Here is a 19,179-nt window from a genome sequence, read left to right as displayed (position 1 = left end):
AAATAGAATGGGCGCTTGGAGGTCTTCCGATCTGGTGTCAGACATTAATTCATTGTCATAATAAACGTAAATACTTATGAAAATTGCAGTTGTAGGTACAGGATATGTCGGTTTAGTAACGGGTACATGTCTTGCAGAAACAGGAAATACTGTAACCTGTGTTGACATTAACGAGGAAAAGGTAAAGATGATGCAGGCATTCAAATTGCCCATCTATGAACCCGGCCTGGATTTGCTTTTTCATAGAAACATTGAGCAGGGCAGGTTGAAATTCACTACAAATCTTGCGGATGCAATTTCAGATGCGCAAATTATTTATTTGGCTTTACCAACGCCTCCGGATGGTGATGGTGCTGCAGATCTTAGTTATGTTCTTGGAGCAGCTAAAGATATTGCCAAATTGATAAAAGAATATAAAGTAATCGTTACCAAGTCAACTGTACCGGTAGGGACTGCCGATAAAGTAATAAAAGTATTCAAAGACAATACCTCCGTTGAGGTCGATGTGGTTTCAAATCCTGAATTCCTGCGTGAAGGGGTTGCAGTTGAAGATTTTATGAAGCCGGATCGTGTTGTTGTTGGTACTGAAAGTGTCAGAGCGCAAAAACTAATGGCAGAATTGTATGGTCCTTATGTAAGACAAGGCAATCCAATTATATTCATGGATGCCCGTTCATCTGAACTGACTAAATATGCAGCTAATTCATTCCTGGCAACTAAAATTACATTCATGAATGAAATTGCCAATCTGTGCGAGCTTGTTGGTGCTGATGTTGATGCTGTAAGAAAAGGAATAGGTTCTGATGACCGTATTGGAAAGCGCTTTTTATTTCCTGGGGTTGGTTACGGTGGCAGTTGTTTCCCTAAGGATGTACAGGCTTTAGCCCATTCTGCCAGAGAGAATAAATATGATTTTAAGATTCTCGAATCGGTAATGGAAGTCAATGATATACAAAGAAAGGTATTGGTTGAAAAGATGCGGAAGTACTATGATGGTCAACTCAAAGGTAAGAAAATAGCTATTTGGGGCCTTGCATTCAAACCTGAAACTGATGATATCCGCGAAGCACCGGCCCTTTATATAATAGAAGAGTTGCTTAAAGATGGTGCGATAATAAGTGCATTTGACCCTGAAGCGATGAGCAATGTGAAAAAGGTGGTTGGTGATAAAATTCACTTTGGAGATAACCAGTATGATATTTTGAAAGACGCGGATGCACTGGTTATTGTAACAGAGTGGTCGGTTTTCAGAACTCCTGATTTTGACAGGGTTGGAACACTATTGAAAAGTAAAGTTATTTTTGATGGCCGAAACTTATATGATTTGCAAAAAATGATCGATTGCGGCTATTACTATAATAGTATAGGCAGAAAAACCATAAGTATATGATCCCTAGAAAACGTATATTAATAACAGGTGCAGCCGGATTCCTCGGCTCACACTTATCAGACCGATTTATCAGGGAAGGTTTTCATGTGATCGGAATGGATAACCTGATTACAGGCGATCTTCGGAATATCGAGCATTTATTCCCCCTCGAAAATTTCGAGTTCTATAATCATGATGTTTCGAAGTTTGTCTATGTAGCAGGCGAATTGGATTATATTCTCCATTTTGCTTCTCCGGCAAGTCCTATCGATTATCTTAGAATTCCAATTCAAACCTTGAAGGTTGGTTCATTAGGTATTCACAATCTATTGGGTTTAGCACGATCCAAGAATTCAAGAATACTGATCGCTTCTACCTCTGAAGTATATGGAGATCCAACAGTAAATCCTCAACCTGAAGAGTACTGGGGCAATGTTAATCCGGTAGGACCGCGGGGTGTTTATGATGAAGCCAAGCGTTTTCAGGAAGCAATGACCATGGCTTATCATACATTTCATGGTTTAGAGACACGCATTGTCAGAATATTCAATACCTATGGTCCGCGGATGCGACTTAATGATGGCAGAGTATTACCTGCATTTATTGGTCAGGCTTTAAGAGGTGAAGATCTGACCGTCTTCGGAGATGGTTCCCAAACCCGTTCATTCTGCTATGTTGATGACCTGGTGGAAGGTATTTACCGTTTGCTATTCTCAGATTATCCAATGCCTGTAAATATTGGTAATCCTGATGAGATCACAATTAAAGAATTTGGTGAAGAGATCATCAAGTTAACCGGAACAAAACAAAAAATGGTTTATAATCCTTTGCCTACCGATGACCCTAAACAGCGCAGGCCGGATATTACCAAAGCCAGAAAAATACTATCCTGGGAGCCTAAAGTTAACCGCGCAGATGGACTAAAGATCACCTATGATTACTTTAAATCATTGCCGGAGCAGGAAATTAAACACAAAGATTTCACGTATTACAATAATAAATAATGCCCGGAAAGAAAATTTTAGTCACAGGTGGTACAGGTTATATTGGCTCACATACCGTTGTTGAATTGATCAATGCAGGCTATGAACCTGTAATTGTCGATAATCTTTCAAATTCAAGTCCCCAGATAATCGATCAGATCATGAAGATCACAGGTAAAAAGCCTGATTTTTTCAATTTTGACCTGTGTGACGAAAAGTTAACCCGCCAATTTCTTGATGCTAACCCGGATATAGAAGGAATAATTCACTTTGCCGCATTTAAGAGCGTAGGTGAATCAGAAAAAGAACCATTAAAGTATTATAAAAACAATATTTATTCATTGGTCAATTTACTTTTGGCTTCTTCTGAACGAAGGATGAATATGGTCTTTTCTTCCAGCTGCACCGTTTATGGTGAGCCGGATAGCTTGCCTGTAAATGAGCTTGCACCAGTAAAAAAGGCAGAATCAACCTACGGAAATACAAAGCAGATCGCCGAAGAAATATTAAGTGAAACTGCCCGTGTAAACGAAAACTTAAAAGTGATTGCACTTAGATATTTTAATCCGGTAGGTGCCCATTCTTCAGCATTGATCGGTGAACTTCCTATTGGTGTTCCTCAGAATCTTGTTCCCTTTATTACGCAGGCTGCAATTGGAAAAAGGGGAAATATCATTGTCTTTGGGGATGATTATGACACCAACGATGGGACTTGTATCAGGGATTATATTCATGTAGTTGACCTGGCAAAGGCACATGTTGCCGCCATTAAACAATTAGAAGGTGAGCCTGTACCATTTGACATTTATAATATTGGTACCGGTCGTGGAAATTCAGTTTTAGAAGTAATTCATGCATTTGAGAAGGCTACCGGAGAAAAATTGAATTATACCATCGGCCCAAGAAGACCAGGAGATATTATTCAGATCTATGGTGATGTAACTAAGGCTGAACGTGATCTTTCATGGAAAGCGGAGTTAGGTTTACTGGAAATGATGAGTTCCGCATGGGAATGGGAAAAATATATAAAACAGAATCCTCTTTAACTGTCAGCGGCTAATTTGAGCAGGTCAGAATCCCTGGATCAATAAAATATCTTAGAAATGAAGAAAATTTTGATTACTGGCGGAGCAGGGTTTATTGGCTCTCATGTGGTTAGGCTATTTGTAAATAACTATCCTGAATATCAGATAATAAATCTTGATAAGTTAACTTATGCCGGGAATTTGCTTAACCTGAAAGATATTGAGGATAAACCCAATTATAAATTTATAAAGGGTGATATCGTTGATGCTGCATTCATTGATAAATTATTCTCTGAAGAGCAGCTCGACTCAGTTATTCACCTTGCAGCCGAATCGCATGTCGACAGGTCAATAAGTAATCCTACCGAGTTTGTTATGACTAATGTAGTGGGGACTGTAAATCTCCTGAATGCATCACGTCATCAATGGAAAAGTAATTATAGCAGCCACCGTTTCTACCATGTTTCAACAGATGAAGTTTATGGTAGTCTTGGAGAAAAGGGTTTATTTACAGAAGAAACCGCCTATGATCCGCATAGCCCGTACTCAGCATCAAAAGCCAGTTCCGATCATTTTGTAAGATCCTATCATGATACTTACGGTATAGATACAGTGATCTCCAACTGTTCCAACAATTACGGATCTTTTCATTTTCCTGAAAAGCTGATCCCGCTTTCAATTAATAACATAAAAAATAACCTTCCAATTCCAGTTTATGGGAAAGGTGAAAATATCCGCGACTGGTTATGGGTTGAAGATCATGCACGTGCAATTGACGTGATTTTTCATCGCGCCGCTGCTGGCAGTACATACAATGTTGGCGGGCATAATGAATGGACAAATATTGATCTGATCCGTTTGCTTTGTAAGATAATGGATAAAAAGTTGGGACGTGAATCTGGCACATCAGCAAATCTGATCACTTTTGTCACAGATCGGGCCGGGCATGACCTTCGATATGCAATTGATTCATCGAAACTTCAGGCAGATCTGGGATGGAAGCCCAGCTTACAATTTGAAGAAGGACTCGAAAAAACTGTCGATTGGTTTTTAACTAATGAAGAATGGCTGCAGAGTGTCACCTCTGGTAATTACCAGACTTATTATAACGATCAGTACGGCAAAAGGTAATTATTAATTGAATATTGATTTATTCTTTTTGCTTTTCACTTTTTGCTTTTCCCTTTAACCTTTTAGCTTTAACCTTTTAGCTTTAACCTTTACTCATATCTGAGCGACTCCACAGGATCCAGCTTAGACGCTTTCACTGCAGGGTAAAGTCCTGATATTAAGCCCACACCAACACAAAGACTTAATCCAAGGATGGTCCATCCCCAGGGCATAATAAATGATCCGCCCATTACCATGGAGAGTAAATTGCCAATAAGGATTCCCAGAAATACGCCGGTAATGCCTCCCATCAGACAAATGACGATGGCTTCAATCAAAAACTGTCTGCGAATAACCAGTGGTGTTGCACCAATAGCTTTACGTATACCAATTTCACGGGTTCGTTCTGTAACTGAAACGATCATGATATTCATCAATGCAATTGCAGCGCCTATCAGTGTGATGGCACCGATCACAATTCCTCCAATTCGTACAAATTTCAAGTTGTCTACCAGTGTTTGAGCGATAGCATCACTTTTTGTGATCTCAAAATTGTTTTCATCAGCTATTTTCAGATTCCTGACATTCCTGAATAATGCAGTGGCCTCACCAATTGCATATTCCATTTGTGTTGGATCATCACTCATTACAGAAATAGTATAGGATGGATTGGAGATAGTCATCACCTGTTTAGCACGAAGGAGAGGGATCACACAGATCTTATCACCTCCAAAACCAACACTCGAGCCTTTAGCGGCCAATAGTCCAACGATCCGGAATTTATTATTTCCAATACTGATTATTTTGTTGATCGGATCTGCATTGGGGAAGAGGCGGGTTTTAATTTCATCGCCAATAATTACTACGCTGGTACCGTATTCAAGTTCTGACTGAGAGAAATTTCTGCCACCAGCAAGTTTATACCCTGCCGACATTAAATAATTTTCATCAGCCCCAAGAACAGAAATGTTAGGATTGGTTTTCTCATTTCCATATTTCGCTGTTCCTCCAAATGAAGCGAAGGTATTTACAGAAATGGTTGCCGGAAAGTCGAAATTGCTTTTAAATGCAGTCGCCTGCCTGTAATCTATTGATTTATACCTCTTTGGCCTCTGTCCGCCACCGCCAATTCTGATTCCGATTCCCCGGTTTCTGATGGTAAAGGAATTAGCGCCCATGCTAGAAAATGTATTATTCAAAGATCCTTCAATTGCATCAATAGAGGTTAAAATGCCAACAAGTGCTGTTAAACCAATAGCTATGATGATTGCAGTTAAAAATGTCCGAAGCTTGTTACCCTTCACAGATTGCATAGCAACCTTAACATTTTCAGAATAACTCATTGTTCCTGCCATAGTATAAATATAAAAAGTCCTGCTGGTTTGACAGCAGGACTTCATAAAATGTTACAAAAATATATTTTAAACTGAGAATGATGTTCCGCAACCACAGGTGCTGCTGGCATTCGGGTTACTAAAAGTAAATCCGCGGGCATTTAATCCATCCTTAAAATCAACTTCCATTCCGGCTAAATACAGGCCATGTGCCTTATGCATAAATACTGTGATCTCGTCAATCATGTACTCCTGATCGCCTTCCTTTTTCTGATCGAAGCCTAAAACATAATTCATCCCTGCACAACCACCGCCTTCAACGCCCAGACGTAATCCGTAATCTTCACCTAATTCCTGCTGCTGAATAAGTTTTTTTATTTCTTTCTTAGCCCCATCTGTTAAGGTAACTGGTGCTGTAAGATTTGCAATTTCTGTACTCATATTTCTTTTAAAATCTTATCACAAATATACGTGAAATTGCTCACTTTTGTTTTGATCGATGGCATTTTGACCATCTGTTAACAATTGCAAAACCATGAATGAAATCACTTATTTGTTTGATATAGTTAAATACACACTTTCCGGACTTCTGGTATTCTTTGCCGCATGGTACTTTGTGAAGCCCTTGCTTCTGCAAAATCTTAACTTTCAACGATTGGAATTGAAGAAGGCCGGACTTAAACACACCCTTCCATTAAGGCTGCAGGCGTATGAGCGTACAGTTTTGTTCCTGGAAAGGATCAATCCTGCGAATTTGCTCGTTCGTTTACATGTCCCTGGAATGAGCGCTGTTGAGATGCATAAAATTATCATAGCCGATATCCGTTCGGAATACCAGCACAATATCTCACAACAGATCTACGTGACTGAAATGACATGGACAGTGGTAAAAAAGATCAAAGAAGAGACGATCGGAATCATTAGCAGTACTGCGAATGCTCTACCGGCTGAAGCAAGTTCTATGGATCTGAGTAAATCTGTACTCACACATCTGGCAAATCTGGAAAGCGAAAATCCGTATGACGTAGCTTTGGGCATTGTAAAAAGAGATATCCAGTCTTTATTTTAAAGAAATGAGTGAAAAAAAATTTAAAACCAGCTCAGGGATTGAGATAAAGGAAGTCTATACAGAACCTAAAAATTTGGAATTGCCCGGTGAATTTCCGTTTACCCGTGGGATCCAAAAGGATATGTACAGAGGCAGGATGTGGACGATGCGTCAGTATGCAGGATTTTCTACTGCTTTTGAATCAAATAAGCGATATCATTATTTGCTATCGCAGGGAACAACCGGTTTATCCGTGGCATTTGACCTTCCTACGCAGATAGGCTATGACTCTGACCATGAAATGTCTGATGGTGAAGTCGGAAAAGTAGGGGTTGCAATTGATTCACTAAAGGATATGGAAGTCCTTTTTGATGGGATCGATCTTCAGAAGGTAACCAGCTCAATGACCATTAACGCTACTGCTCCAATTTTGTTGGCGATGTATATTTGCCTGGCAAAAAAGCAGGGTGCCGATCTGAAGCAGATCTCTGGAACTGTTCAGAATGATATATTAAAGGAATATGCTGCACGTGGAACCTATATTTATCCTCCTAAAGCATCCATGCGACTTATTACAGATGTTTTTGAGTACTGTAGTAAGGAACTGCCTAAATGGAATACTATATCTATATCTGGTTACCATATAAGAGAGGCCGGATCCACGGCTGTACAGGAACTTGCGTTTACATTAGCAAATGGGAAGGCCTATCTGCAGGCGGCTATTCACAAAGGATTGGATATCAATGTGTTCGCTAAACGTCTGTCTTTCTTTTTTAACTGTCACAATAATTTTTTTGAAGAGATAGCAAAATTCCGTGCTGCCAGGAGGATGTGGGCACAGCTCACAAAAAACCTTGGTGCAACCGATCCTGCTGCTCAGAAGCTACGCTTTCATACACAAACAGGTGGTTCAACTTTAACCGCTCAGCAGCCTCTTAACAATGTGATCAGGGTTACAAATCAGGCAATGGCTGCAGTATTAGGCGGAACTCAATCCCTGCATACCAATGGATTTGATGAAGCACTTTCATTGCCTACTGAGGCAGCAGCAAAGGTAGCTTTAAGAACACAGCAGATCATCGCATTTGAAAGTGGAGTTACTGATACGGTTGATCCGCTTGCAGGATCTTTCTTTGTAGAGTCTTTAACAGACGAAATTGAAGCTGCTGCATGGAAGTATATCGAAATTATTGATGCAAAAGGTGGTTCAGTGGCCGCAATTGAAGAAGGTTATATACAGAATGAAATTGCTAACTCGGCCTATCAGTATCAAAAGGACATAGAAAGTGCGGAAGCCATTTTAGTTGGAGTTAATAAATATGTGGATGCTGAAGGACTAAAACCCGAGGTTTTCCGGGTTGATGATTCTATCCGAAAAGTACAGATCGATAAACTGATCAGTCTGCGTGCCGAAAGAGATGGTTTGGCTGTTGAAAGGGCTTTAGAAGCCCTTAGAGATTCTGTAAGAGGAGGTTTAAATACAATGCCTTATATCATAGCTGCAGTAGAGGTGTACGCTACTCTTGGCGAGATCGCCGATACTTTCAGACAAGAGTTTGGCGAATATCAGTAAACATTGATTTTTTGATCCAGCAAATAAGTTGATTTATCAAGATATATTTCCGTAGTTCAGGTGATTTTTGAAAACCTGACAACTATTTTCCTGATGTTATTTCCTTGAATATGAGGGAGATTCAAATAATTTGGCCTGTTTTTTGTTACATTATTGGAGTCTGAATAAAAAAGATTCAGTAGTTTAATATTTTCCAGACCATTAATTTAATAACTGGTGATTCTTAGGCATCTATATTAACCGATCAGGGATGCTGAATTTAAAAGATTCAAAAACAATATATCCTGTTTAAAATTGTTCATGGAAATCATGAAAACCTGTGTGATTTACAAAGATCCTTTACCAATTAATTGTTAACCAAAATCAAAAAGTACAGATATTTGGTTTCTTATATTAGATCAGAATTGATTGCTATAAAAAAATCAATTAAGCAGAACATTTCCTTAGCCTGAATGAACACAGTATTTTTAATAAATATGTGCATAAATACTTTAAATGAAGCAGATTTTTCAATAAATATGGCTAAATTTTATACTAAATATTATCAAATAATTGCTTTTTAATTCTAATAGTTAAATAGTCAAAAAATAAGTTATTCACCTGAATAACAATTAGTTAAAACTAATTTCAAATTATAGTTTTTTAATCGGATTTTTTTCCGATTATTGATTCTCCAAAGAGTTATCAACATTTCTTTCGGCACTGATTGTAAATCAGATTATTAGTAAAATTATATGGAAAAAACTTGTACACATGTATGGAATAACTGTCTCCAGATTATTAAGGATAACATCCCGGCTCAGAGTTTTAAAACCTGGTTTGAGCCTATAAAAGCCTTACGTCTAGAGGGTAACGTTTTGACTATACAGGTACCGAGTTTATTCTTTTACGAATGGCTTGAAGAACATTATGTAGGACTACTCAGAAAGACTGTAAAAAAGCAGTTGGGAGAAGAAGGCAGACTTGAATATAACATCGTTGTGGAAAAGTCTTCGACCAGTATTCCTTACACAACCAATATGCCGTCAAATGGTAATGGTGCAGAGGGTAAAAATCAGTCGATGCCAATGCCAATTTCCCTGAATAAGGACATAAAAAACCCTTTTGTAATTCCGGGTCTGAAAAAATTGCAGGTCGATCCTCAGTTAAATCAGAATTATACTTTTGAAAATTTCATTGAAGGTGACTGTAACAGGCTGGCACGATCAGCTGGTTATGCAGTTGCAGGTAAGCCGGGAGGTACTTCTTTTAATCCGCTGATGATATACGGTGGAGTTGGATTAGGTAAAACTCACCTGGCGCAGGCAATAGGAAATGAGATCAAACGTACTTTAACTGATAAGTTGGTGCTTTATGTTTCTTGCGAGAAATTTACGCAGCAATTTGTTGATGCGTTAAAGAACAACAATATCAATGATTTTGTGAATTTCTACCAGGCAATGGATGTACTCATCATGGATGACGTTCATAATTTTGCCGGCAAAGAAAAAACACAGGATATTTTCTTCCATATCTTCAATCACCTGCATCAATCAGGTAAACAGCTGATCATCACCTCAGATAAGGCACCTAAAGATCTATCCGGTCTGGAAGAACGCCTGCTGTCCCGTTTCAAATGGGGCTTGTCTGCCGACCTTCAGATCCCTGATCTGGAAACAAGAATGGCTATTCTTAATAAGAAGATGTATTCTGATGGGATTGAACTTCCTTCTGAAGTAATTGAATATGTTGCCCATAATATCGATAATAATGTTCGGGAGCTTGAAGGTGCCATGGTATCACTATTAGCTCAATCTACTCTGAACAAAAAGGAGATCGATCTGAACCTTGCCAAATCAATGCTCAAGAATTTTATCAAGAATTCAAGCAAAGAGATTTCAATGGAGTATATTCAGAAACTTGTTTGTGAGTATTTTGAAGTTCCTATCGAAATGGTGAAATCCAAAACAAGGAAACGTGAAATTGTTCAGGCCCGTCAGATCTCTATGTACCTGGCAAAGCTTCATACCAAAACTTCTCTGAAATCAATTGGTGCTTTCTTTGGTGGACGCGACCACTCAACGGTGATCTACGCCTGTCAGACAGTAGATGATCTTATTGATACAGACAAAAAATTCAAAGGCTACGTGGCCGATATTCAAAAGAAACTAAAGATGAGCTAAGTGCTCTTTTCAGTTTCAATTTCAGTACTCATTTATTAAGATCTCATAGGCCAGTTATTTTACACTGGTTTTATGAGATTTTTTCATTGGTAATATCCTGAATCTTACCTATTTCCTTGCTTTTATTCACATTAATTCCTTAATTGCTTCACGTATTTATGCATGTAGCATCATTCCTGTGAAAATAAATCAATGAAACCGATATTTCTGTTAGCCCTTAGTGCCATATTATTTAATTCCTGTTCAAATTCAGGGTCAAATGATTATTCCGGTTGGGCCAATTATGGCGGGACTAAAGATGCTAACCGTTATTCTTCGAATGATCAGATCAATTTAGAGAATGTGTCACAGTTAAAGGAAGCCTGGGTTTTTAATACAGGCGATAAAGACACGGCTAACCGAAGTGAGATGCAGTGCAATCCGATTGTGATCGATGGGATATTGTATGTAACAAGTTCAAAATTGAAACTTTTCGCCTTAGATCCTGCTACAGGAAAACAAAAATGGGTTTTTGATCCCACTTCAAACTCAGAAGAGAAAATTGGCTTTGGAATAAACCGCGGACTGATGTATTGGCAGGATGAAAAGGGAGCCGATAAGCGCATTTTTTATGGCGCGGGCTCCAAACTCTATGCTGTGAATGCAGTGGATGGAAATCCTGTTAATGAGTTTGGCACTAATGGATCGATTGAATTGAAGGAGGGTCTTGATATCCCTGAATCACAGGATGGATCTTTGCTACTCAAAACTCCGGGGGTGATCTTCAAAGATCTTGTCATATTGGGAATGAGCCTTTCTGAAGATGCCGATGCATTGCCAGGGCATGTCAGAGCGTTTAATGTTCGAACAGGAAAGCGTCAATGGATATTTCATACCATTCCCCAACCGGGTGAATTTGGCTATGACAGCTGGGAGGATAAGGATGCATGGAAAAATATAGGTGGTGCGAATAACTGGACCGGTATGTCGCTTGATGAAGAACGTGGAGTTGTTTATGTGCCAACCGGGACAGCATCTCCCGATTTTTATGGGGGTACCCGCAAAGGGTCAAACCTGTTTGCAAATAGTATTATAGCCCTGGATGCTGCTACTGGAAAGTATATCTGGCATTATCAGGTAGTGCATCATGATCTTTGGGACCGGGATCTTCCTGCTGCTCCCAACCTGGTGACAGTAAATAATAATGGCAAAAATATAGATGCATTGGCACAGATCACCAAGCAGGGTTATGTGTATTTGCTTGACCGAACCAATGGTAAACCTATATTTCCAATTCCTGAAGTACCTGTTCCTCAGGAAGCCTTACCAGGTGAAAAGCCATGGCCAACTCAGCCGATTCCAACACTCCCGGAGTCTTTTTCAAGGCAGAAGTTCGGACCTGAAGATGTAAGCGATCTTAGCCCTGAAACTCATAAGGAATTGATGGAGAGATATGTTAAGATCAAAAATAGAGCGCAATTTACTCCTCCAAGTAAGGGTGGTAACTGGATGTTTCCTGATTTTGGGGGCGGTGGTGAATGGGGAGGTGCTGCAGTTGATATGGAAACGAAGATCCTTTATGTGAATAGCAATGAAGTGCCCTCAACACAGGTTATGTTTGATGCTCCGCAAACCGAAGGATCAGGCATCACACCCGGAAGAGCGGTTTATAATAAACATTGCATCAGCTGCCATGGCCCTGAATTGAAGGGTAGCGGTACTGAATATCCTTCTTTGCTAAATTTAAATAAGAAATATAATGTACTTCAGCTGAGTCAGATCATTCAGCAGGGCCGGAATAGAATGCCTTCCTTCAAGCATGTACCTGAATCGGAAAGAAAATCTCTGGCCGCATTCTTAACCGGTACAGAAGATAGATCCAAACAACAGATTGCTGTTGTAAGTACTGAGGCAAATAAGAAAAGTCAGATCCCATACATCATGAAAGGCTATGATCGGTTTGTGGATAAGGATGGCTATCCGGGAATCAAACCTCCATGGGGTACCTTAAATGCTGTGGATCTGAACAGCGGAAAGCTTCTGTGGAAAGTGCCATTGGGAGAGTATGCAGAATTGATCAAAAGAGGACTGGGGATAACAGGGTCGCGTAATTATGGCGGACCAGTAGTTACAAAAGGCGGACTGGTTTTCATTGCAGCAACTCCTGATGAAAAGATCAGGGCATTTGATAAGAATTCGGGAAAAATGGTTTGGGAATCAAAACTACCTGCAGCAGGTTTTGCGAGTCCGGCAACTTATATGATCAATGGAAAGCAATTTCTGGTGATCGCTTGTGGCGGTGGTAAACTGGGCAGTAAATCCGGCGACTCTTATGTTGCCTTTGCTTTACCTGATACTAAGAGTAATTGATCAGTGGTTAAAATCAGATTGATATTATTTTAGCAAACCCAATTTGATTAGAGCGTAGAAAATTCCACTGGTATGCAGTGCTTGTCCAAAGGCATTGCTTAAAACAAGTTCTTTTAATTTTTCAGGACTAACCAGTTCAATATCTATTTCCTCTCCCTTATCCAGCTGTTGTTTACCAACAAGCCGGCCGCCATGGGCAATATAACAGTGGGTTTTATTATTTGCTGTTGCCGGGTTAGCATACAGGCTCGACAAAAATTCAATTTCTGTGAATTGATATCCGGTTTCCTCCTGTAATTCTCTTCTGATGGCCTCTTCCGGACTTTCGCCTTTTTCGATACATCCACCCGGCAGTTCCAGGATCACTTCCCCTGCAGCATGCCTGTACTGTCTGACAAGAATAATTTCATTGTCCTCAGTTAGAGCAATAGCATTTACCCAATCAGGGTATTCCAAAACATAATAATCAGGAATGAGAGTGCCATCGGGCATTTTGCAGGAGTCAACCCGGAGTGTTGCCCAGTTTTCCCGGACAATATATTTGGATGAAAGTTTTTCCCAATCGAGATGGCTCATGTTTTATAGACTCTTTTTACATTTATGCACTCTGGCTTTCAACTTTTAACTTTCAGCTTAAGCTTTCAGTTTTTGTTTCTCGGCTTTAGGCTTTCAGCTTTTCCCTTTTAGCTTTCGGCTTTCGGCTTTCACCTCATCTACCAGCTTCCGCTTGACCCGCCACCACCAAAACTTCCACCACCAAATCCGCCGAAACCTCCTCCGCCGCCGCCACCGAAACCACCTCCGCCACCGGAAAATCCACCGAATCCGCCACTATTTCCTCTTCCAAGTTGTGAACCCATCAACAACCACCAAAAAGGACTTGCGCTTCCACGACCGCCTATGACCTCACTTCCTCCTCCACCTTTTTTGATGGCTATCAGTATAATGATGATCATGATAATTATAAATCCGATTCCAAGTCCGCCTTTTTTACCTGTTTTCTTAGGGGCGTCATTTTTATATTCACCCTTGGTATAAGAAATGATGGCACTGGTACCTTCATCAAGACCAGCATAGTAATCGCCTGTCTTGAAATTTGGAGTGATCTCACGTTCAATAATTCTTTTGGTGATCGCATCAGGCAATGCCCCCTCTACTCCATAACCTGTTTGAATGGTTACTTTTCTGTCGCCAAGAGAGACAAGCAGTAATACCCCATTATTATTTTTAGCACCCCCAATACCCCATGATTCTGCCAGTCGAACGCCATAATCAGCCACATCGTAACCTTCAAGCGATTTGATCAGAACTACCGCAATTTGAGTGGTGGTTGAATCGTTAAAAGCAACTAGTTTCTGCTCAAGCTGACCGATCTGCTGTGCTGAAAGTGTTTGAGTATAATCATTAACAAGACGGTTTGGCTTTTCCGGGAAAGTCTGTGCCAGAAGCACGGTACTTAATAATAGAAATACGACCGTAGAAAAAATATGTTTAATATTCATTTGAAGCTTTATTGAATTGTAATTTCCACTATTTACCATCCATGTGAGAGATCTCATTTGGTAGTTCATTCACATCTCCATCAAGGTATGGAAAAAAGGACTGCAGTTGTTCTCCGGCAATTTTAATACCGGCAATGATCCCGCCTGTCAGATCACCGTCCTTGAAAAAGCTTAACATAGTATCCTTAGTGCTATCCCAAAAATCATGTGGGACTAATTTATTAATACCTGCATCGCCAATTATAGCAAATTGATGATCCTGTGTGGCAATATAGATCAGAACGCCATTTCTTTGAGATGTTTTGTCCATCCCAAGTTTTTTGAAATAGGTCGCAGCACGATCCAGAACCGGTTCGCTGCAAGTCTTCTCCACACAAATACGGATTTCTCCGGATGTGAATCGTTCTGCTGATTCAACAGCCTCACTGATAAGCTGTTGCTCTTTTTCACTAAAAATTGACATGGCTTAAATTTAAATCGCCGGAATTAGATTCCGGCGATCAGTTAATGAATTAATACGGTTAGCTATACTTAGAACTCAACCTTTGGAGCTTTATTTGCCCCGGCTTCTGCCTGAAAGTATCCTTTTGCCTTGAATCCAAACATACCTGCAGTCAGGTTATTTGGAAAGGTCCTTATTGTAGAGTTATACTCCTGCGTTACCGTGTTGAATTTTTGACGCTCAACAGTTATTCTGTTTTCAGAACCTTCCAATTGTGCCTGGAGCTCAAGGAAATTCTGGTTTGCTTTAAGTTCAGGATAAGCTTCAACAGTTGCCAGTAAACGTCCTAAAGATTGACTCAAAGCTCCTTGAGCGGCCTGAAATTGTGCGATCGACTCCGGAGTAAGTTTGGTAGGGTCAACATTAACTGAAGTAGCTTTGGCACGTGCCTCAATAACCTGAGTTAAGGTTTCTTTCTCAAAATTTGCTGCTCCTTTAACAGAGTTTACAAGATTTGGTATAAGATCTGCCCTGCGTTGATACACATTCTCTACCTGAGCCCATTGTGAAGTCACCTGCTCATCCAGTTTAACCATACTGTTATATCCGCAAGAACTTAATGAAAGCACCGCGAAGAATCCAATGATATTCAATACTAATTTTTTCATAATTAAATTAAGGTTTCTCTAGTCTATAAATTTACACTATAGGAATCAATTTTCATACCTTTGTTACACATCCGGGATAATACCCGGCAATAAATATGATCAAAGAAATTGAACTGGTTCTTCTTCCGGAACATTCAGCTGATGAGATTTTCATCAGAGATTCGGCATGTAAATCCTTAAATATCAGCCCTGAACGTGTAAAAAACGTCCAAATTCTCAAGCGCTCGATCGATGCCCGCAGTCGCAAAGTGGTATTCAGATTGAGGGTAAATGTTTTTATTGATGAAGTTCCTGAACCTGAAATAATTACAGGTACTTATCAAAATGTCAGCGACAAAAAGCCGGTTTTAATAATCGGTGCTGGTCCCGCAGGTTTATTTGCTGCATTAAGATGTATTGAACTCGGACTAAAACCTGTTATTATAGAGAGGGGTAAGGATGTTAAGCAGCGAAGGAGAGACCTTGCTTTAATAAATAAAGAAGGTATCATTGATCCCGATTCAAATTACTGTTTTGGCGAAGGAGGAGCGGGTACTTATTCTGATGGTAAATTATATACCCGGTCAAATAAACGTGGTGACATTCAATATGTATTAAAAACATTCGTATCCCATGGTGCCACAACAGATATATTAATTGATGCAAGGCCACATATTGGTACGAACAAACTTCCGGGGATAATTACATCCATTCGTGACAGAATACTGAATGATGGTGGCGAAATTCATTTCGATTGCCGTGTCACGGACCTGATAATTTCCGGAAATACACTAAAAGGTGTTCTGGCCGGCGATAAAAAGTTTGAAGCAGAAGGTGTAATCCTAGCAACCGGGCATTCAGCCCGCGATATTTATTACTTGTTGGAAAAACACAAGGTATTGACGGAAGCTAAACCCTTTGCCTTAGGAGTCAGGATCGAACATCCTCAGGAAATCATTGATCAGGCTCAGTATCATTGTCTTGACCGGGGTCCATATCTTCCGCCTTCTTATTATAGTTTAGTCGAACAGGTTGATAATCGTGGGGTATTTTCTTTTTGTATGTGCCCCGGTGGGATCATTGCGCCTTGTTCTACTGATCAGAACGAAATTGTGGTCAACGGCTGGTCGCCATCCAAGCGGAATAATCCGTTTGCCAATTCAGGAACGGTTGTTCAGATCAATTTGGAGGATGTTCCCGGGAGTATGGATGATCCATTTAAAATGCTGAAATTTCAGTCTGAGATCGAAAAGCTTGCATTTAATGCGGGAGGCGGACATTTGGTCGCTCCTGCACAACGTATGGTAGATTTTGTGAATAACAAGATCTCTTCTGATCTTCCCCAAAATTCATACATCCCCGGAACCCGGTCTGCGGATCTGACATCGGTATTCCCTGAATTCATATATAAGAGACTGCAGAAGGCATTGCCGGTATTCGGTAAAAAGATGAATGGATATTATACGAATGAGGCAATTTTGGTTGGTGTGGAATCCCGAACATCATCACCACTTAGAATTCCGCGAGATAAAGAAACCTTGCAGCATCCTCAGCTTTCGGGTCTGTTTCCATGTGGAGAAGGGGCTGGTTATGCTGGTGGGATTGTCTCAGCAGCAATTGATGGGATGAATTGTGCAGATGCTGCTTTTAAAACAATAAACTAATACATACCTATATATAAGGAAGATATGAAGAAGACACTCATTCTTGGCGCAAGTACAAATCCATCACGTTATTCCAATCTTGCGGCACATCGCCTGGTGGAGCACGGTCATCCGATAGTGAATGTAGGAATAAAGCAGGGGGAAGTTGCAGGTGTTCCGATTGAACTGCCCGAAACCATCCATCAGGACCTGGATACAATTACACTATATCTGGGACCTGATAATCAGGTTCCTTATTATGATTACATATTGAAATCTAAACCCAGGAGAATTATATTCAATCCGGGAACTGAAAACCCTGAACTTGAAAGCATGGCTGAAAATAATGGGATAGAAACCACTGAAGCATGTACGCTGGTGCTTCTTTCAACAGGGCAATATTAAACTACATTCGGGTTCGTAATTCTTATTTCTTTCGGGAAGTAATTATTCAGTCTGTTATCCAGGATCTTTGCCCAGCCGAGCGGATGCTCTTCAAAACACATCAATGCCCAGCCTCTGTGATCTGATTCCAGTCGCAGTTCTTCTCTCTTAAGATAAGATATTGACTGGTCATGGGTCAGGTTGATCCGGTGAACAGCCGGGTTATTTAACAGGCTTACCGCCAGTTCATGATTTGGAACCAGGTCTTTCCCCATTACCTTTCCGATCCTTACTCCCGATTTTTTAAGATAAAGCCGGGATTGCAGATATGATAAGTCTGCTTCAAGTCTGGCAGGTATTGCAAAAAACTCTTCCTGCAGATTAATTAATCTGATCTCCTGAGAATCTATCAGCCACCTTTTGATAATTTCCTCGCTCTTTGTATTGACTGTATTTTCTCTGGCTCTCCTGATCTGCGGGAAGGCACTTATTGATTTTTTTCTGAAGGCAGCAATAAAAAAGCCTTCTCCTCTTACTTTATGAGGATAGAACCGGTATCCATAGCATTGATGATCATCAGATTGTGTTTCCACGATTCCCCATTCACTTTCTATTGGTATTCTGATGCTTTCCAGTTCAAATGTTTCAAAAAGCCAGTCTGATATTTCTTCATTCTCCTGTTTAGAATAGGAGCATGTAGAATAAATGAGTGTCCCATTTTGTTTTAATGCATCAATGACGTCGGCAAGTATGCGTTGCTGTCGCTGGCTGCAAAGTTGTACTGCGCTTTCCGACCATTCATTAATTGCAGCAGGGTCCTTACGGAACATGCCTGAACCCGAACAGGGGGCATCTACTACTATAGCATCGAAATAACCTTCCAGTCTTTTAAAGTCTTTTGGATCATTATTACTGACAAATGTGTTCTCCGGTCCCCATTTGTTCAGGTTGTCACAAAGTACAGGTACCCGGGTTTTGATGATCTCATTGGCCAGCAATAAACTGTCTTTAGTTAATAATGAACTAATTAATGTGCTTTTCCCTCCGGGTGCTGCACATAGATCGAGTACCTTCAGATTTTCGGACAGGTCAATCGTATTCTTCATGACATGCTCCAGAAACATCGATGAAGCTTCCTGTACATAATAACATCCTGCATGAAATAAAGGATCGGCAGTGAAGGAAGGACGTTCAGCAAGATATCTTCCATTAGTACACCAGGGCATCTGCTCAGAATTTGCAAATGCTTGTGAATGCTTGAACGGATTCAGTCTTATGGAGGTAAGCTGTTCTCCATTAGTATGCGTTGCAATAAATTCTTCGTCTTCAATATGATAATTCTCTATTAAAGATCGAATAAGTGCAGGAGGAAGTTTGCTTGTCATAATTGATTCAAAAATACGGGAATACTTGATATGGCAGAACATTGAAATGAGTATTAATTATTTGCAGAACCAGGAATTAGGAACCAAGACCAAGGAACCAAGACAAAGGATCAAAGAGCAAGGACGATTGTACTTCCCTAATTAGAGTTGACCGGTTTCTAATAGTTTTTCATTGTTAAAAATAGTAAACCTTGGCTTAGAAAAAAGTTTATTATTAAACCAA

The 19,179-nt window shown here is 40.1% G+C and carries 17 protein-coding genes; 10 read left to right on the top strand and 7 right to left on the bottom strand.

Going from position 1 to position 19,179, the window contains the following annotated elements:
- Positions 1-76: 76 nt before the first annotated feature.
- Genes BLR27_RS09475 through rfbB form a run of 4 tightly spaced genes read left to right on the top strand, consistent with a single transcriptional unit; the run spans position 77 to position 4,508 of the window.
- Positions 77-1,390 carry a UDP-glucose dehydrogenase family protein gene (locus tag BLR27_RS09475; RefSeq protein ID WP_090704214.1) on the top strand — a complete coding sequence of 438 codons (1,314 nt, stop codon included), beginning with the start codon at positions 77-79 and terminating at the stop codon, positions 1,388-1,390.
- On the top strand, positions 1,390-2,373 hold the full coding sequence (locus BLR27_RS09470; RefSeq protein WP_176767662.1) for a UDP-glucuronic acid decarboxylase family protein: 984 nt from the start codon (positions 1,390-1,392) through the stop codon (positions 2,371-2,373). Before BLR27_RS09475 ends, BLR27_RS09470 begins: the two co-directional genes overlap by 1 nt.
- On the top strand, positions 2,373-3,398 hold the full coding sequence (galE, locus tag BLR27_RS09465; protein WP_090704210.1) for a UDP-glucose 4-epimerase GalE: 1,026 nt from the start codon (positions 2,373-2,375) through the stop codon (positions 3,396-3,398). The genes BLR27_RS09470 and galE overlap by 1 nt, the downstream gene beginning before the upstream one ends.
- Positions 3,399-3,455: 57 nt before the next feature.
- Positions 3,456-4,508 carry a dTDP-glucose 4,6-dehydratase gene (gene rfbB, locus BLR27_RS09460; RefSeq protein ID WP_090704208.1) on the top strand — a complete coding sequence of 351 codons (1,053 nt, stop codon included), beginning with the start codon at positions 3,456-3,458 and terminating at the stop codon, positions 4,506-4,508.
- Positions 4,509-4,597: 89 nt separating this feature from the next.
- Here rfbB and BLR27_RS09455 read toward each other — a convergent pair whose 3' ends face one another.
- Together BLR27_RS09455 and BLR27_RS09450 are read right to left on the bottom strand one after the other, a co-directional pair.
- Entirely contained in the window at positions 4,598-5,842 is a 1,245-nt protein-coding gene (locus BLR27_RS09455; RefSeq protein ID WP_090704206.1) for an ABC transporter permease, read from the bottom strand.
- A gap of 66 nt (positions 5,843-5,908) precedes the next feature.
- Entirely contained in the window at positions 5,909-6,262 is a 354-nt protein-coding gene (locus tag BLR27_RS09450; protein WP_090704203.1) for a HesB/IscA family protein, read from the bottom strand.
- Between the two features lie 94 nt (positions 6,263-6,356).
- Between BLR27_RS09450 and BLR27_RS09445 the strand changes: the two genes are divergently transcribed.
- The 4 genes from BLR27_RS09445 to BLR27_RS09430 all read left to right on the top strand — a co-directional run bounded on the left by BLR27_RS09445 (position 6,357) and on the right by BLR27_RS09430 (position 12,953).
- The gene (locus BLR27_RS09445; RefSeq protein WP_090704201.1) at positions 6,357-6,890 is read left to right on the top strand and encodes a DUF7935 family protein; all 534 of its coding nucleotides are present in this window, start codon (positions 6,357-6,359) and stop codon (positions 6,888-6,890) included.
- 4 nt (positions 6,891-6,894) lie between these two features.
- Positions 6,895-8,442, top strand: a complete 1,548-nt coding sequence (locus tag BLR27_RS09440; protein ID WP_090704199.1) for an acyl-CoA mutase large subunit family protein — start codon at positions 6,895-6,897, stop codon at positions 8,440-8,442.
- A 734-nt stretch (positions 8,443-9,176) separates the two neighbouring features.
- Positions 9,177-10,604: a chromosomal replication initiator protein DnaA gene (gene dnaA / locus BLR27_RS09435; RefSeq protein WP_090704198.1), complete on the top strand. Its 1,428-nt coding sequence runs from the start codon at positions 9,177-9,179 to the stop codon at positions 10,602-10,604.
- Positions 10,605-10,796: 192 nt separating this feature from the next.
- Positions 10,797-12,953: an outer membrane protein assembly factor BamB family protein gene (locus BLR27_RS09430; RefSeq protein WP_090704196.1), complete on the top strand. Its 2,157-nt coding sequence runs from the start codon at positions 10,797-10,799 to the stop codon at positions 12,951-12,953.
- 24 nt (positions 12,954-12,977) lie between these two features.
- Here BLR27_RS09430 and BLR27_RS09425 read toward each other — a convergent pair whose 3' ends face one another.
- The 4 genes from BLR27_RS09425 to BLR27_RS09410 all read right to left on the bottom strand — a co-directional run bounded on the left by BLR27_RS09425 (position 12,978) and on the right by BLR27_RS09410 (position 15,565).
- Positions 12,978-13,529, bottom strand: a complete 552-nt coding sequence (locus BLR27_RS09425; RefSeq protein ID WP_090704194.1) for an NUDIX hydrolase — start codon at positions 13,527-13,529, stop codon at positions 12,978-12,980.
- A gap of 137 nt (positions 13,530-13,666) precedes the next feature.
- A complete protein-coding gene (locus tag BLR27_RS09420) occupies positions 13,667-14,455 on the bottom strand; it encodes a TPM domain-containing protein (protein ID WP_090704367.1) in 789 nt (262 codons plus the stop codon).
- 28 nt (positions 14,456-14,483) lie between these two features.
- The gene (locus BLR27_RS09415; RefSeq protein ID WP_090704192.1) at positions 14,484-14,918 is read right to left on the bottom strand and encodes a TPM domain-containing protein; all 435 of its coding nucleotides are present in this window, start codon (positions 14,916-14,918) and stop codon (positions 14,484-14,486) included.
- Positions 14,919-14,986: 68 nt separating this feature from the next.
- Positions 14,987-15,565, bottom strand: coding sequence for a LemA family protein (locus tag BLR27_RS09410; protein WP_090704191.1), 579 nt, complete (start codon positions 15,563-15,565; stop codon positions 14,987-14,989).
- Between the two features lie 95 nt (positions 15,566-15,660).
- On the opposite strand from BLR27_RS09410, the gene BLR27_RS09405 reads away from it, so the two are divergent.
- Both BLR27_RS09405 and BLR27_RS09400 read left to right on the top strand, forming a co-directional pair.
- Positions 15,661-17,208 carry an NAD(P)/FAD-dependent oxidoreductase gene (locus tag BLR27_RS09405; RefSeq protein ID WP_090704189.1) on the top strand — a complete coding sequence of 516 codons (1,548 nt, stop codon included), beginning with the start codon at positions 15,661-15,663 and terminating at the stop codon, positions 17,206-17,208.
- A 24-nt stretch (positions 17,209-17,232) separates the two neighbouring features.
- Entirely contained in the window at positions 17,233-17,592 is a 360-nt protein-coding gene (locus tag BLR27_RS09400; RefSeq protein WP_090704187.1) for a CoA-binding protein, read from the top strand.
- Here BLR27_RS09400 and BLR27_RS09395 read toward each other — a convergent pair.
- Positions 17,589-18,956 (bottom strand): methyltransferase RsmF C-terminal domain-like protein, encoded by a 1,368-nt coding sequence (locus BLR27_RS09395; RefSeq protein ID WP_090704365.1) that lies wholly within the window; start codon positions 18,954-18,956, stop codon positions 17,589-17,591. The genes BLR27_RS09400 and BLR27_RS09395 overlap by 4 nt on opposite strands.
- Between the last annotated feature and the right edge of the window lie 223 nt (positions 18,957-19,179).

The sequence above is a fragment of the Daejeonella rubra genome, assembly GCF_900103545.1.
GTDB lineage: Bacteria > Bacteroidota > Bacteroidia > Sphingobacteriales > Sphingobacteriaceae > Daejeonella > Daejeonella rubra.
This window is presented reverse-complemented; position numbering and strand designations above follow the sequence as displayed.